Annotated in this window: 14 protein-coding genes and 1 pseudogene; 12 read left to right on the top strand and 3 right to left on the bottom strand. The window is 62.4% G+C overall.

Features of this window, described 5'->3' with window-relative positions; translation table 11 throughout:
- The first annotated feature begins 132 nt into the window (after positions 1 to 132).
- The 6 genes from GGQ99_RS19760 to GGQ99_RS19735 all read left to right on the top strand — a co-directional run bounded on the left by GGQ99_RS19760 (position 133) and on the right by GGQ99_RS19735 (position 5,582).
- On the top strand, positions 133 to 324 hold the full coding sequence (locus tag GGQ99_RS19760) for a WGR domain-containing protein (protein WP_245439995.1): 192 nt from the start codon (positions 133 to 135) through the stop codon (positions 322 to 324).
- Between the two features lie 320 nt (positions 325 to 644).
- Positions 645 to 1,892 (top strand): plasmid partitioning protein RepA, encoded by a 1,248-nt coding sequence (gene repA / locus GGQ99_RS19755; RefSeq protein WP_183263855.1) that lies wholly within the window; start codon positions 645 to 647, stop codon positions 1,890 to 1,892.
- Positions 1,893 to 1,903: 11 nt separating this feature from the next.
- Positions 1,904 to 2,956 (top strand): plasmid partitioning protein RepB, encoded by a 1,053-nt coding sequence (gene repB, locus GGQ99_RS19750; protein WP_183263854.1) that lies wholly within the window; start codon positions 1,904 to 1,906, stop codon positions 2,954 to 2,956.
- A 251-nt stretch (positions 2,957 to 3,207) separates the two neighbouring features.
- A complete protein-coding gene (gene repC, locus GGQ99_RS19745; protein WP_183263853.1) occupies positions 3,208 to 4,416 on the top strand; it encodes a plasmid replication protein RepC in 1,209 nt (402 codons plus the stop codon).
- Between the two features lie 246 nt (positions 4,417 to 4,662).
- On the top strand, positions 4,663 to 5,067 hold the full coding sequence (locus GGQ99_RS19740; RefSeq protein ID WP_246389672.1) for an antitoxin Xre/MbcA/ParS toxin-binding domain-containing protein: 405 nt from the start codon (positions 4,663 to 4,665) through the stop codon (positions 5,065 to 5,067).
- Complete coding sequence (locus tag GGQ99_RS19735; RefSeq protein WP_183263852.1) at positions 5,064 to 5,582, top strand: RES family NAD+ phosphorylase; 519 nt, start codon at positions 5,064 to 5,066, stop codon at positions 5,580 to 5,582. Before GGQ99_RS19740 ends, GGQ99_RS19735 begins: the two co-directional genes overlap by 4 nt.
- Positions 5,583 to 5,599: 17 nt before the next feature.
- Here GGQ99_RS19735 and GGQ99_RS19730 read toward each other — a convergent pair whose 3' ends face one another.
- Positions 5,600 to 6,778, bottom strand: a complete 1,179-nt coding sequence (locus tag GGQ99_RS19730; RefSeq protein ID WP_183263851.1) for a site-specific integrase — start codon at positions 6,776 to 6,778, stop codon at positions 5,600 to 5,602.
- Between the two features lie 196 nt (positions 6,779 to 6,974).
- Between GGQ99_RS19730 and GGQ99_RS19725 the strand changes: the two genes are divergently transcribed.
- Entirely contained in the window at positions 6,975 to 7,361 is a 387-nt protein-coding gene (locus tag GGQ99_RS19725) for a hypothetical protein (protein ID WP_183263850.1), read from the top strand.
- Here the strand turns inward: GGQ99_RS19725 and GGQ99_RS19720 are convergent.
- On the bottom strand, positions 7,358 to 8,533 hold the full coding sequence (locus GGQ99_RS19720; RefSeq protein WP_183263849.1) for an aminotransferase class I/II-fold pyridoxal phosphate-dependent enzyme: 1,176 nt from the start codon (positions 8,531 to 8,533) through the stop codon (positions 7,358 to 7,360). The two genes, GGQ99_RS19725 and GGQ99_RS19720, sit on opposite strands and share 4 nt — an antisense overlap.
- A gap of 76 nt (positions 8,534 to 8,609) precedes the next feature.
- On the opposite strand from GGQ99_RS19720, the pseudogene GGQ99_RS26190 reads away from it, so the two are divergent.
- Positions 8,610 to 8,829: pseudogene (locus GGQ99_RS26190) on the top strand (transposase); the annotation flags it as partial.
- A 27-nt stretch (positions 8,830 to 8,856) separates the two neighbouring features.
- Here the strand turns inward: GGQ99_RS26190 and GGQ99_RS19710 are convergent.
- Positions 8,857 to 9,828 (bottom strand): LysR family transcriptional regulator, encoded by a 972-nt coding sequence (locus GGQ99_RS19710; RefSeq protein ID WP_108610363.1) that lies wholly within the window; start codon positions 9,826 to 9,828, stop codon positions 8,857 to 8,859.
- Positions 9,829 to 10,143: 315 nt separating this feature from the next.
- Here GGQ99_RS19710 and GGQ99_RS19705 point away from each other — a divergent pair, with 315 nt between their 5' ends.
- The 4 genes from GGQ99_RS19705 (at position 10,144) to GGQ99_RS19690 (ending at position 13,370) form a co-directional block, all read left to right on the top strand.
- Positions 10,144 to 10,986, top strand: coding sequence for a transporter substrate-binding domain-containing protein (locus tag GGQ99_RS19705; protein ID WP_108610364.1), 843 nt, complete (start codon positions 10,144 to 10,146; stop codon positions 10,984 to 10,986).
- Positions 10,987 to 11,162: 176 nt separating this feature from the next.
- Positions 11,163 to 11,822: an amino acid ABC transporter permease gene (locus GGQ99_RS19700; RefSeq protein ID WP_183263848.1), complete on the top strand. Its 660-nt coding sequence runs from the start codon at positions 11,163 to 11,165 to the stop codon at positions 11,820 to 11,822.
- A 4-nt stretch (positions 11,823 to 11,826) separates the two neighbouring features.
- Positions 11,827 to 12,549, top strand: a complete 723-nt coding sequence (locus tag GGQ99_RS19695; protein ID WP_108610104.1) for an amino acid ABC transporter permease — start codon at positions 11,827 to 11,829, stop codon at positions 12,547 to 12,549.
- Positions 12,546 to 13,370, top strand: a complete 825-nt coding sequence (locus GGQ99_RS19690; RefSeq protein WP_183263847.1) for an amino acid ABC transporter ATP-binding protein — start codon at positions 12,546 to 12,548, stop codon at positions 13,368 to 13,370. The genes GGQ99_RS19695 and GGQ99_RS19690 overlap by 4 nt, the downstream gene beginning before the upstream one ends.
- Positions 13,371 to 13,380: the final 10 nt, after the last annotated feature.

Below are 13,380 nucleotides of genomic sequence, written 5' to 3'. Positions count from 1 at the left end.
ACGCCCTGAATCGATCCCGGCTGACCGATTCAGCACTTTCATTGGACGCCAGAATCCGCCCTTGCGATTCTGGCGTCCATGGAACAGCCATCCCCAGCTTTGCATCTTCAGCGTCGTGACCCGAGCCGCAACATGGCGCGGTTCTATCGGCTGTCTGTCGAGCCGTCGCTGTTCGGCGATGCGGCTCTGGTCCGCGAATGGGGCCGCATCGGCACGTCGGGCAGGCGGCGCCTCGACTTGTTCGCCGACGCCGCCCAGGCCGATGACGCTCTGCGCCGGCTGGCCGCTTCTAAGCTCAGGCGCGGGTACCGCAACGCCGGTTGACAGCTGTCAACGAGTTCCCGACGGCCCCGAAACGACCTGGCAGCACGTCGTTTCGTCCCCGTCACAATGGTTAATTTCCGTTAACTATAAATAAGTTGACTCGACTCGGGCGCTCCAGCACCCTGTTACGGTAATTTGACGTATTTCGATGTGCCCGGCGTAACCGCTTCATCGATCCGTTATCCACGCTCCAGCACGTAAAAACTGGTGAAGGCGTAACCCGGATTCGGATTCCGCAGCGAATCGGCGCATAAACCGTAGCAGGCTTGTCAGGCCGTCGTGTAGCACGCGGCCGGGCAGCCGAGAGGGGACTAAAGAACTTGGCAGGGGCTGTTCAAACACGGGCGGAAAACGCGAGCGAGGAGGCGGACGTCGTGTCGACCGACCGTGCCATTGCCCGCGATGCCGAGATGCTTTCGGCACAGCTGCAGGCGATGCGCGACCGGCTGTTTTCACCGACCTCGAAGAAAGCATTGCGCAAGTTTTCGAGCGGCGAGGCAGCGCGCCTGATCGGCGTCTCCGACGGTTATCTCAGGCAACTGTCCATCGCCGGCGAGGGTCCGCAGCCCGAGACGGGGGCAGGCGGGCGCCGCTATTATGCACTCGACGACATCAATGGGCTGCGCCGACATCTCGCCGAGCAGAACCCGTCCAAGGCGCGCCACTACCTGCCGCGCCGCGACGCCGCGCGCGGCGAGCATATGCAGGTCATTGCCGTCACCAACTTCAAGGGTGGCTCGGGCAAGACCACGACCAGCACCCATCTCGCCCAGCATTTGGCGCTTGCCGGATATCGCGTGCTCGCCATCGACCTCGATCCGCAGGCCTCGATGTCGGCGCTGTTCGGCTATCAGCCGGAACTCGACCTGAACGGCAACGACACGCTGTACGGCGCGATCCGCTATGACGAGGAGCGCCGGCCGCTCAGCGATATCATCCGCAGGACCTATTTCGACGGTCTCGATTTCGTGCCTGGCAATCTCGAGCTGCAGGAGTTCGAGCACACCACGCCGCAGATGCTGGCTGCGCGCCAGGCCGGCGACAGCAAGGCGATGTTCTTTGCGCGTGTGCAGGAGGCGCTGCAGACCGTTGCCGACAATTACGACGTCGTCGTCATGGACTGCCCGCCGCAGCTCGGCTTCCTGACCTTGTCGGCGCTGTGTGCGGCGACCTCGGTGCTGGTGACCATCCACCCGCAGATGCTGGACGTCGCCTCGATGAGCCAGTTCCTGTTCATGACGGCCGATCTGTTGTCGGTCGTGCGGGAAGCGGGTGGCGAGCTCAATTTCGACTTCATGCGCTATCTGATTACCCGCTACGAGCCCAATGACGGACCACAGACGCAGATCGTTGGCTTCTTGCGCTCGCTGTTCGGCGATCGCGTGCTGACCGCGCCGCTGGTCAAGTCGACGGCTTTTTCCGACGCCGGCCTGACCAAGCAGACGCTCTACGAAGTGGCGCGCGAAAGCTTCAGCCGGGCCACCTATGACCGCGCCATGGAGTCGTTGACAGCTGTCAACGACGAGGTCGAAGGCCTGATGGTCAAGGCCTGGAACCGGGCAGGCTGAGGGAGGCTGAGATGGCACAGAACCGCAAGGATCAGCTCAAGGCACTGTTTGGCACCGGCGAGCCCGCACCGGTGGCGGCAATTCCGGCCGACAACCCGCCGATCAAGCCGATGGAAGCCGAAAGCCCGGCACGGGCGCGCAGCGCCTCAGGTGCCGTCAAGGCGATGGGACTTTCTCTCGGCGGTCTTTCCAGGGAGATCGAGGAAGCGCGTCGGCTCAAGGAAAGTCTCGATACCGCCGAGCGCGTGGCCCCGGTGGATACCGGATTGATCGAAGCATCCTTTGTCGCCGACCGGCTCGACCATGGCGACCACGATGCCGATTTTGAAGCGCTGGTGGCGAGCATCGAGGCATCCGGCCAGCAGGTGCCGGTGCTGCTGCGTCCGCATCCCGACAAACAGGGGCGTTACCAGACGGCCTACGGCCACCGCCGCGTGCGGGCTGCCAGCCGGCTCGGCGTTCCGGTCCTGGCGATCGTGCGGCCGCTCTCCGACATCGAGCTGGTTCTTGCCCAGGGCAAGGAAAACAGCGAACGCCGTGATCTCTCTTTCATCGAACGTGCGCTGTTCGCCCACGAGCTGATCGGCCGGGGGTTCGAACGCGGCCTGGTGCAGGATGCGCTGTCGCTGCACAAGGCGGAGATGACACGCTTCCTGCAGGTGGCGGATGCGGTGCCCGAGCACATCGTGCGTGCCATCGGTGCTGCGCCCAAGGTCGGCCGTCCGCGCTGGATGGCGCTGGCCGATCTGCTCAAGAGCGAGGCGGCCCGGGTCAAGGCCAACGACGAGATATCCAGCGCGCGGTTTCGCGAAGCAACCAGTGATGAGCGTTTCAATCTGCTGTTCACGAGGTTGCAGCGCAAGGTCGCCAAGACAGACGGCGCCCGCGAAATTCGCGACGGCAAGGGCAGGGCGGTGGCACACCTGACGGTCGCCAAGGGCAAGGCCCGCATCGATTTCGTCGAAAAGATTGCCGAGGGTTTCGAGGATTTTCTCGGCGAGGAGTTGCCCAGGCTGCTGCAAAGGTTCGAACAGGAGCGCGCGGACGCGGCCCGGCAGAACTAGAATTCTCCACGTCTGGTGATCGGGCGCATGCTTGGAAGCAGCGCTCCAGCGGATGCGGAGTGTGTCAGTACCTAGTGCGTAGAGGATTGGAACCAGAAGGATAGACGCAAGAAAAAGGCCCCCGAAACGTCGCCATTCCGGAAGCCCTCATCAATGTAGCAATTGTGAGAGAATCATTTCCGGACCGACTTGTCAACCACTGGACGCGTTCCGGAACGCCTTTGGCTTGCCTCGACAAGAGGTGAACGAAGATGATCGAGCATATCTCGACGACGCCCTTTGGGCGGCGGTCGTTGTCGCTTGCCATGGTGGCAGGGCAGATGGCGGCCGACGGCTGCGCGCCCGGCGCCAGCGCCAACAAATGGCAGGTGTTTCGCGCCGTGTGCGAGGCGAAGGGCTTGCTGGGTGCCAGCGATCGCGCGCTGGCGGTGCTCAACGCACTGCTGAGCTTCCATCCGGACGCGGATCTCGCGGAAGGGGAGGGGCTGGTGGTATTTCCTTCCAACGCGCAACTGGCGCTTCGCGCGCATGGCATGGCGCCGGCGACGCTGAGGCGCCATCTCTCCGTGCTTGTCGACTGCGGCCTGGTCGTGCGTCGCGACAGCCCTAACGGCAAGCGCTACGCCCGCAAGGGTTTCGGTGGCGAGATCGAACAGGCTTTCGGCTTCGACCTGACGCCGCTTCTCGCACGTGCCGAGGAGTTCGAGCGCATGGCCGAGGCTGTTCGGGCCGAGAGGCGGGCGCTGCAGCTCCTGCGGGAGCGGATCACCATCCTGCGCCGGGACATTGCCAAGATGATCTCGTTCGGCCTGGAAGAGGGCATTGCTGCCGATTGGCAGCGCTTGCATCTCGAATATCGCGAGATCATTGCGCAGATTCCGCGCACTGCAAGCCGACTTGAGCTCGAGCCCGTAGCAACCGAACTGGCCTCGCTCGCCCAGGAGGTGCGTAACGCGCTGGAAAGTCACGTTAAATCGAAGAAAACAAGCGCCAATGAGTCTCATTTTGAGCGCCACATACAGAATTCAAATACACAACCTCATGAACTTGAACCCGGCCTCGAAGAAGACCAGGGAGCGACGGTGGCGCAAAAGCTGGAGACCAGGAGCCAGCCGCCGACGGGATATCCGCTTGGCATGGTGCTGCGGGCCTGCCCCGATATTGCCGACTACGCACGAAACGGCATTTCTGGCTGGGCCGATCTGGTGGAGACGGCGAATTTGGTGCGCGGCGCGCTCGGCGTGAGCCCGGATGCGTGGAACCAGGCCTGCGAGGCGATGGGAGCGGTGGACGCCGCGATCATGGTGGCAGCGATGCTGCAGAAGGGTGAGGCGATTGCGAGCCCTGGCGGCTACCTGCGCAGCCTGACGGCGAAGGCGCATGCCGGCGAGTTCTCCATCGGGCCGGTGCTGATGGCCTTGCTTCGGGGCAGGGGAGGGGCTCAGGCGAGGGCGGGGTGAGGAACTGGCCGGTGAACCGCGAGAATGCCTGGTCGCCGGCGGGTTGCGTCAGCAGCGGTTGTGCTGCGCGGGATTGAGCCGCTTCGTTCAGGTGCGTCGCGCCCTGCAAACCAATGGCTGTGACGGGCAACCCCGGGAATTTTCCGCCAGTCCCAAGTTCCCAGGCCAATTTCAGCTCGGCCAAGATTGCAGTCGAAAGGGGATTGCCCTATATGTTGCCATACAAACCGGTCAAGGGATAAGGCAATGGCTGCGCTGGCGAAAAAATCGGCTCAAGCTTCGGGCTCCGGCGACAAGGCCCTGGTGCTGACCTTTATGGATGGTTCGGGCCGGATTGCCATTGATCGCGTCGCCGACAGTTTCGGCATGTCCAAGACGCAGCTGGCCGAAACCGTCGGCCTGGCGCGGGAGTCGCTCTACAAGGCGGCACGCGTCGGTACCCTCAAGACGCAGGCACGGGTGCGCGAAATGCTCGAGATCATCAGCCGGGTGTCCGAATGGGCCGGCGGCAAGGAGCAGGCGATGGCCTGGTACCGGGCCCAGCCGATCCCGGCATTCGGCGGCAGGACGGCGGAAGCCCTGGTCAAGGACGGCAAGGCCGGTGCCGTGCGCGACTATCTCGACCACCTCGCTGTCGGTGGTTTTGCTTGAGGTTTTCAGGCACTTGCTACCGGGCGCACGACCCGCGCTGGTCTTTCCAGCCGATCTCTGGCGAAGGCGCGTCGATCCGCGGCGCGCGCTTCAACCCGAAGGGCACGCCGACGCTCTATCTGGCACTCGGCATCATGACCGCGGTCAAGGAAGCCAACCAGGGTTTTGCGCACCGTATTGATCCCTGCGTGCTGTGTTCCTATGAGGTCGACTGCGACGACATCGTCGATCTGCGCACACCGCAGGCCCGAGACGCTGCGTCGGTCCGCTTCGAGGATATGGCTTGTGGCTGGATGAGCTTCCTTGCCGAAGGGGAGCGGCCGCCATCCTGGACGATCCACGACCGGCTTCATTCGCAGGGCGTGGCCGGCATCCTGGTGCCGAGCTTCGCACCGGGCGCTGACGCCGACGACCACAACCTGGTCCTGTGGAGCTGGGACGGCACGCCGCCGCACAAGGTCACTGTCATCGACCCTGATGGACGACTGCCGAAAAACCAGCTGTCCTGGGGCTGAAATGCGTCTCGTGGTGTTCAGACGAGCAGTCTCGCGGCCTTTCCGAGCTTGCGTTCTGCATCGTTGTAGTAGCTCGAGGCCTGGTTGACCGAGCGGTGCTGCGACTGCTGCATGGCGTCGAGCAGCGGGATGCCGCGCCGGGCGGCCTCGGTGAGATAACCCGAACGCAGGCCGTGGGCGGAGAACTGCGCCGGATCCAGCCCAGCCTCGGCGATGCGGCGCTTGAGGATCAGATTGACCGCCTGCGGGGTCAGCGCGCGGCGCTGGAGATGGCCCCAGCGGTCGATCGCGCGGAACACCGCGCCTTCGCTGATGCCGGCCCGGGCGATCCAGCCCTGCAGCGCAGTCACGGGCCGGCCGATCAGGTAGACGCTGGCTCCGGTATCGGCGTTGCCGGTCTTGGTGCGGCCGAGACTGATCATCAGGCAGGGCAGCTTTTCCGTGCCGTCGGGATCATTTGGATCGGCCGGCACCGGGGCCTCCTCCACCAGATGTTCGACGCGAAGGGCGGCAACTTCGCTGCGGCGGCGGCCGCCGGAGGCGAAGGCAGTGGTCAGCAAGGCGCGATCGCGGCAATCGACTAGGCTGTCGCCGGCACAGGCCTTCAGCACGGCTGCCAAGACGTCTGACGTGATGGCCTTCTGGCTCTTGCGCTGGTGCGTCCGATCGGTGGCACGCACGGCGAGCTTGACCGCGCTCTTGAGCCCAGGGGCGTTGAAGTGGCCCTGCATGCCGCGCCATTTGGTCAGTGTCGACCAGCTCGACAGCTTTCGTCGGACGGTGGCCGGCGCATGCGGTCTGTTTGTCACCTTCAGGAGACCTTCGGACCGGAGAGCCGCTTCGACGGTGTCGGGCATGCCGTGGGTAAAATCGGTCTCACGCCGGGAACTGTCCCAGAGATGGTGGGCGACGAATTTCAGCAGTAGCGCCTCGGGCGCCGGCCAGGGCAGGGGCTCGCCCGTCGCCGCCCGAGCCCACGCCTCGAGGTAGAAGAGATCCGAAGACAGCGCTCGCAGCGAATTGTCGCCAAGCCCGGCCTGGACGAGATGGCGCAGCGTGGCGACGTCGTCGTCGCTGAGCACGCCGGCCAGCTGTTCGCGGCGATCGAAGGGCAAGACGGCGTCGAGTGCGTCCAGTGTCTCGGCGCGGCGGGCGACGTCGTCGGCATTGGAGAGGGCGGGCCGTTTTGGGGCCATGAGGCATCTTTCCCCGGTGGAATTTCCGGCCACGGCCGGTGGGATTGGCCCGGATTCTAGCCGTTTCACGCGCCAAAACAATCACTATCGATAAGAAGTGTTTATCAATAGCGATTTTTCAACTTCGAGGAACCATCAGTCGATAAAGCTATGCGATATATAGCTTTAGGAAAGAGAATCGATTATAGCGTTAACAATGAGTTACCGGATCGAGTCCCTGCCCACGCAACAGCTATTCGGCCCGGCCATGCAGGCAACCGAGGCGCTGGTCCGGCTCGACGAGCGCATCGCCCGATCGCCGGTGGCGAAAGGCTTTGTCGAGCGCAGCCATTTTGCCGATGCGGCGTCGTCATTGTGGCTCGATGGCGAACTGGTCCATGTCGAGGACCTCGTGCTGCACGATGCGCATATGGACCGGCGCGCCCCGACGCACGAAATGACAAGGCCTATGAAATCCTGCGCCTCAGGCTGCAGATCCTCGGCAACAGGCCGGATTGGCACGCCGATGCCGTCAGGGGGGCGACAGTATCAGAGCCCCCGGACTGCAAATCTCCCGGTTCATTCCAAAAGCAAACCGCATTAGCGTTCGGTTGCAGCCTGGAAGGCAGGAAGGCTTGCCTCGATCATGTCTGCAGTGCCCGTCAGGCTGATCCGGAAATCCGCGGGCCGGTCGAAGAGCGTTCCCGGCATCACGAAGACACCCTGATCCGCCAGTCTGCGGGTAAAGCCAATCGAGTCCCCGCCGGGCGTGCGCCCCCAGAGGTAGAATGTGCCTTCTGGCTTGGTCATGCTGTAGCCCCATTGCGTCAGCGCGCCGTGCAGCCGGTCGCGCTTGCGCTGCAGTTCGCCGATGTCAATGCTAATCCTTTCAAGATCGGCGACCGCATATTGCAGCGGTGCATCGGGAAAATTCCAGCCGCCACCGACCTGCGAAGTTAACGCCGCCGCACGCAGGGCTTCCTTGTCGGCCTCGGGCATGGACGGGCATATCGCAAGGTAGCCGATGCGCAGGCCCGGCGCGAGCAGGATCTTGCCGTAGCTGTAGTCGATGAGCGTATGGGGATAGACGGCGGCGGGGCTGGTGAAGGGCACGCCGTCGAAGCGGATGCGGCGGTAGGGTTCGTCGGACAGGATGAAGATTGGGCGGCCAAGCTCCGCCGACTTGCGGGTCAGCATGGCGGCGAGTTCGATCAGACGTTCCCGGCTGTAGATGACGCCCGTCGGATTGTGCGGTGTGTTGACAACCACGATCCGCGTGCGTGGCAAGATCGCGGCTTCGATGGCGGCCACATCGAGGTCGAATGTTCCTTCGGCGAGCGGGACCGGAACCGGCACCGCATTGCGGGCGCGCAGCGTGGTGGCGTAGCAGAACCAGCCCGGCTGCGGGATGATGCATTCGTCGCCGGGGTCAAGCAGCAGGGAAAAGGCGAGCGCGATCGCACCGAAGGCGCCCTGTGTCATGGCGATGTCCTTGGGTTGGAACGGCAGCCCGAGTTCGGCGCCAAGGGCCTCGGCGATCACCGCGCGCGGTTCCTCTTCGCTGGTCTTGTAGGCGAACCAGTTCGCGCTTTTCGGCTCCATCCGGGCCTTGATCGCCGCCACCATAGCAGGCAGCGGCATTTCGTGCGGATTGCCGAAGGTGAGATCGGCGCGCACATCCTTGTCGTCGACGCCGTCGCGATAGCTGCTGAAAAACCTGAAGACCGTGTCGATGGCGTCGGCCGACGAAATCGCACGTTCGGACAGAATGCTCATGGGGACACTCCCGATGTTTCGATAGCATGCGTTAGGGTAGCGCCAGAGTAAACGGCTTGAGGCAAGATGGACGTTCCTGAGTGATCTGGGCGATCAGCTCGAAGGGCGGATTGTGGACTTCGAGGCGTTCCGACCTGATCTGGAAAAAGGCGCTTGCCTATGCGAGCGGGCGGCACGGTGGCCGACCGCCGTATGATCCTGTGATGATGTTGAAGGTGTTGGTGATCCAGACGGCGAACAATCTGTCGGACGAGCGCACCGAGTTACTAATCGACGACCGTCTGTCATTCATGCGGCACCCTGAGGTCACCTGCCAGGCAGCCTTAGCTTTGCGCGACCGTGATCGCGTCGACCATCCATGGCGCCACCGCGACGAGCGGCGGCATGTAGCTCTTCTGCACAGCGCGCCGGCAGATTGTCGAAAGCTGCTTGGCGAAGCTGCCCATCTCGCCTTGCCTGACAACCAGATAGATGTGCCGCGAGAACCCCGCTCCGGGGAGTTGGAGAACCTGGATTGCGGGCGCCAGCGAAATGCATTTTCTGACGCACACTGGTGTCAGGATCGACCATCCGACGCCGGAGGCAACCAGGCTGACGATCGATTCAATCGTGTCGCAAGAGAACGCCTGCGGTACCTCGAGTCTCATTCGGCGAAAATGCTGTTCGACCCGTTGGGCGATTCCGGTGGTGGTGCCCGAGCGGATCATGGGGAACCGCGTGGCGAAGCTGCGAAACTCGCTTTCATCTCCAAAAGGCGGCTCGCCGCGAGATACGAGCACCACGAACTGCTCCTGAAACAGCTCAAACCGTTCGAAGCCGTCGACATCGTCGAACGGATCGGCCGAGATCACCGCATCGAGTTCACGCTTGAGCAGCCGCTGGCGTAGCGGCTCCATGAATCCTGTCGCAACCGAGATCGAGCCGACGCGGTCGCGAAGCGCCTTTATCAGTATCGGAACCAGCGGATCGGACAAGGAGTCGATCAGGCCTAGGCGCAGTTGCGGGATCATCCGGACGTCGGCGCTCTGCAACTGCGCAGGTACCGCAGATGCTTCGGCGATCAGGCGCTCGGCAACATTGACCAGCTTTTGACCGGCCAGAGTTGGCTTGAGCGGTCGCGAACCACGCTCGATCAGCGAAACACCGAGACGCCGCTCCAAATTCAATATCTGCCGCGAGACTGCCGACTGTGTCAGGTCGGCATGGGCTGCGGCGGCAGTCATGCTGCCTGTCCTGCAGACAGTGATGAAAATCTCCAAAGCCTGAAGGTCAAAGCCCAGCCGGCTGACCACCATCTGGTTGTGCGCAGTCGAATTCGTCACCATTGCACGCCGCTACTATGAGTTTGGATCATGTTATTCAGAAATGTCGGTAATCGTCAATCTCCGCTCCAACGCGAAACATTTCGCGACATCTTTTGCGAATGGTGACATAAAGCACTGTAATTGCAGTGTAATTTTGTATCCTTGCGCGCACCAATACAACGTCCAGCCAATGCCCGAGCTGGAACGTTTGCGGTTTCCAGGAGATGCGACAGATTCATTATGTTTGCGCCCAACGCCCGTCTCCAATATTCCAACGCCATCGGTTTTTTTGGAGGAATGAACCAAATGCTTACCAGACGCATGTTCGGAATTGCAGCGCTTGGCCTGGCCTGCGCAGTTTCCTATGCCGCCCCCAGCTGGGCTGAGACCACGCTCGAGAAGATCCAGCGGACAAAGAAGGTTACCGTTGGAACCGAGGCTGCCTATCCGCCCTTCGAATTCGTCAAGGACGGCCAGATCGTCGGCTTCGGCAAGGATCTGCTCGATGAGATCGCCAAGCAGTGGGGCGTAGAGGTCGAGCAACTCGACCTGCCCTTCCAGGGCATCCTGCCGGGCCTCATTGCCGGCAAGTTCGATTTCGTGGCCACCTCGGTTGGCATCAACCCGGAGCGGGCCAAGCGCTACGCCTACACCTTGCCTATTGCCGACAGCACCGCCTACGCCATGAAGAAGGTCGGCAATGCCGACATCAAGACGGTCGAAGACCTGAAGGGCAAGGTTGTGTCGACGCAGCTTGCTTCGGCGGTCGATCCGGTTGCCAAGGCCCTGGATGAGCGCCTGAAGGCCAGCGGGGAAGGCTTTGCCGATCTCAAGCTGTTCCCGACATTCAATGACTCATTCCTTGCCGTCGCAAATGGCACGTCAGACGCTGCACTTGCCGGCCTGCCGGTCTTGCAGAACCTGATGAACGAGCGCCCCGGCATCTTCGAGCTGGTCGGCAAGGCTGCGGTGGTGCCGAGCTACAATGCATGGGTCGTACGTCCCGAGGACCAGGACCTGCGCGATGCGGTCAATGCAGCGATCCTCGAACTCAAGAAGAGCGGCAAGCTGGCCGAATTGCAGCAGAAGTGGCTCGGCATGACCTACGATCTGCCCGAGAAGGGCTACCTGCCAGAGGGCGCTCGCTAACACCTCCCTGGCGGTCCCGACGCCAAGGGCCCGGGACCGGCATGACCACGAAAATCGGAAACGATCTTCGAACGGGACCATGCGCAATTTCAAGATCCTACAGCGTCCTTGTGTGCTCAACAGGACGAGCGGCGCTGTAGGCGAGCCATCCACCCCCGACATCGAAGGAAACGACGATGGACTTCAGCGTTGCCGCCCTGGGCGGCGCCTTTCCCCAGCTCCTGCCGGCCATGGGCATCAATCTGGCGATCTCTCTTGTCGCCATGGTGCTGGCGCTGATCGGCGGCACGGCACTTACGATCCTGCGCACGCTTGGCATCATGCCGCTCAACGCAGTGATCGGCGTCGTGATCAGCTTCATACGGGGAACACCGATCCTCGTGCAGATCTTCCTGTTCTACTACGGCCTGCCGGCTCTCGGCCTCGACCTGTCGCCGATCCAGGCAGGCATCCTGGCCATCGCATTCAACAGCTCGATATTTATCACCGAGATCATGCGCGGGGGATTGTCCGGCATGGATTCCGGTCCGGTCGAAGCCGCGATCGCCCTCGGCATCAAAGGCAAGGTCATCTGGACCAAGGTAATCCTGCCGCAGCTCTACATCCGCATCATGCCGCCGCTGGTCAACGAACTCACCACCATCGTCAAGGGCACAGCCCTGCTGTCGGTGATCACGGTGGTGGAAGTGTTGCGAACCGCGCAGCAGGTGGCGAACGCCTCCTTCAGGCCGCTCGAAACCCTGCTCGCCGCAGCGATCATCCTGTTTGCGGTGAACTTCGTCATCAGCCAGAGCGGCAGGATTCTGGAGACGCGCTTCGCCGCGCGCAGAGGATAAGGTCATGGCCTTCGACTTTAACGTCATTCTCGACAACTGGGCGCTTTTCGCTCGCGGCACATGGCTGACGATCATCATCGCCGTCGCTGCCGTCGCAGTGGGGTTCCTGATCTCCATACCGATCGCGCTGATGGCGCTGTCGCATCGCCGGACCTTGCGCTGGATCGCCACCGCCTATGTCGAGTGGTTCCGCAATATCCCCTTCATCGTCGTGCTCTACCTGTTCTTCTACGGGCTGCCGTTCTTCAACCTTCGCCTGCCCGAAGCCATCGTCGGCACGATCGCGCTCGCTTTCTTCGCCAGTTCGTATTTTGCCGAGATCATCCGCGGCGCGATCCTCGCTGTGCCGAAGGGGCAGATGGAGGCGGCTCGGGCGATCGGCATGTCCTACTTCCAGGGCCTGTGGGAAATCGTGGCTCCACAGACCGTGCGCCTGTTGGTGCCGCCTTCGACCAACACCAGCATCTCGATGGTCAAGGAAACCTCGGTGCTCAGCACGATTACCGTTGCCGAGCTCACCTACCAGGGGCTCGTCGTCCAGGGCGAAACCTTCGCGCCGTTCGAAGTCTTCCTGACCACTGCTGCCGTCTACTGGGTGGTCACCGCGATCTTTGCCCATTTCATGCACCGCGCGGAAAAGGCGTTTGGCGCTGCTCAAGGCGCCCATCAGGCGCGGACCAGTCTGGCGGACAAGTATCTGTTGATCGGCGCACGGAGGCCGGCATGACCAAGACCCTGCTCAAGGTTTCCAACCTGGCCAAAAGCTTCGGCGGCGCGACGGCACTTCGCGATATCAGCTTCGACGTGGCGGCAGGCGAGGTTGTCTGCATCATCGGCCCAAGCGGTTGCGGAAAGAGCACGCTACTGCGCTGCATCAACCACCTGACCGCTCCCGACAGCGGATTTGTTGAAGTTGCCGGCTCCTATATCGGCCGCGAGCGGAAGGCGGATGGAAAGCTGCGGATGCAGTCGCATCGCGAGATCGACCGCATGCGTCCGAAGATGGGCTTCGTCTTTCAGCAGTTCAATTTGTGGCCGCATCTCAGCGTTCTGGAGAACATCGTCAAGGGCCCCATCAAAGTCCAGAAACGACCACGCGCGGAAGCCGAAGAACAAGCGCTCGCGCTGTTGCAACGCTTTGGGCTGCGCGACAAGGCTCATATGTTTCCCTCTTCGCTCTCAGGTGGCCAGAAGCAGCGCGTCGCGATCGCTCGTGCGCTGGCCATGGGACCGGAGCTGATGCTGTTCGACGAGCCGACCTCGGCGCTTGATCCTGAAATCGTCAAGGAAGTCCTGTTGTTTCTTCGGGAGCTCGCCGACTCCGGCATGACGATGGTCATCGTCACCCATGAAATCGGCTTTGCGCGCCATGTCGCGGACCGGGTCGTTTTCCTTGACCGAGGCTACGTGGCCGAAGCCGGTCCGTCGAACGATGTGCTTTCCAACCCCACCAATCCTCGTCTGCGCGAATTCCTCTCGCAGATCACATCCGACCAACCAGCTGCAGGCAAAGGTTCGTCCCCTGCAGCCGAACAGCCAATCCACTAAGAAGGACAGC

Origin of the sequence: Aminobacter niigataensis, assembly GCF_014200015.1 — a bacterium.
GTDB classification, from domain to species: domain Bacteria; phylum Pseudomonadota; class Alphaproteobacteria; order Rhizobiales; family Rhizobiaceae; genus Aminobacter; species Aminobacter niigataensis.
The sequence above is the reverse complement of the archived record's forward strand: the minus strand, read 5'-3'. Positions and strand labels throughout refer to the sequence as shown.

What these genes read in the sequence shown, in the direction of transcription:
- GGQ99_RS19695 (WP_108610104.1), top strand. Translation starts at nt 11,827, where the DNA reads ATGGCCTTCGACTTTAACGTCATTCTCGACAACTGGGCGCTTTTCGCT.
- GGQ99_RS19700 (WP_183263848.1), top strand. Translation starts at nt 11,163, where the DNA reads ATGGACTTCAGCGTTGCCGCCCTGGGCGGCGCCTTTCCCCAGCTCCTG.
- repC (WP_183263853.1), top strand. Translation starts at nt 3,208, where the DNA reads ATGATCGAGCATATCTCGACGACGCCCTTTGGGCGGCGGTCGTTGTCG.
- GGQ99_RS19730 (WP_183263851.1), bottom strand. Translation starts at nt 6,778, where the DNA reads ATGGCCCCAAAACGGCCCGCCCTCTCCAATGCCGACGACGTCGCCCGC.
- GGQ99_RS19740 (WP_246389672.1), top strand. Translation starts at nt 4,663, where the DNA reads ATGGCTGCGCTGGCGAAAAAATCGGCTCAAGCTTCGGGCTCCGGCGAC.
- GGQ99_RS19690 (WP_183263847.1), top strand. Translation starts at nt 12,546, where the DNA reads ATGACCAAGACCCTGCTCAAGGTTTCCAACCTGGCCAAAAGCTTCGGC.
- repB (WP_183263854.1), top strand. Translation starts at nt 1,904, where the DNA reads ATGGCACAGAACCGCAAGGATCAGCTCAAGGCACTGTTTGGCACCGGC.
- GGQ99_RS19725 (WP_183263850.1), top strand. Translation starts at nt 6,975, where the DNA reads ATGAGTTACCGGATCGAGTCCCTGCCCACGCAACAGCTATTCGGCCCG.
- GGQ99_RS19720 (WP_183263849.1), bottom strand. Translation starts at nt 8,533, where the DNA reads ATGAGCATTCTGTCCGAACGTGCGATTTCGTCGGCCGACGCCATCGAC.
- GGQ99_RS19705 (WP_108610364.1), top strand. Translation starts at nt 10,144, where the DNA reads ATGCTTACCAGACGCATGTTCGGAATTGCAGCGCTTGGCCTGGCCTGC.
- GGQ99_RS19760 (WP_245439995.1), top strand. Translation starts at nt 133, where the DNA reads ATGGCGCGGTTCTATCGGCTGTCTGTCGAGCCGTCGCTGTTCGGCGAT.
- GGQ99_RS19710 (WP_108610363.1), bottom strand. Translation starts at nt 9,828, where the DNA reads ATGGTGGTCAGCCGGCTGGGCTTTGACCTTCAGGCTTTGGAGATTTTC.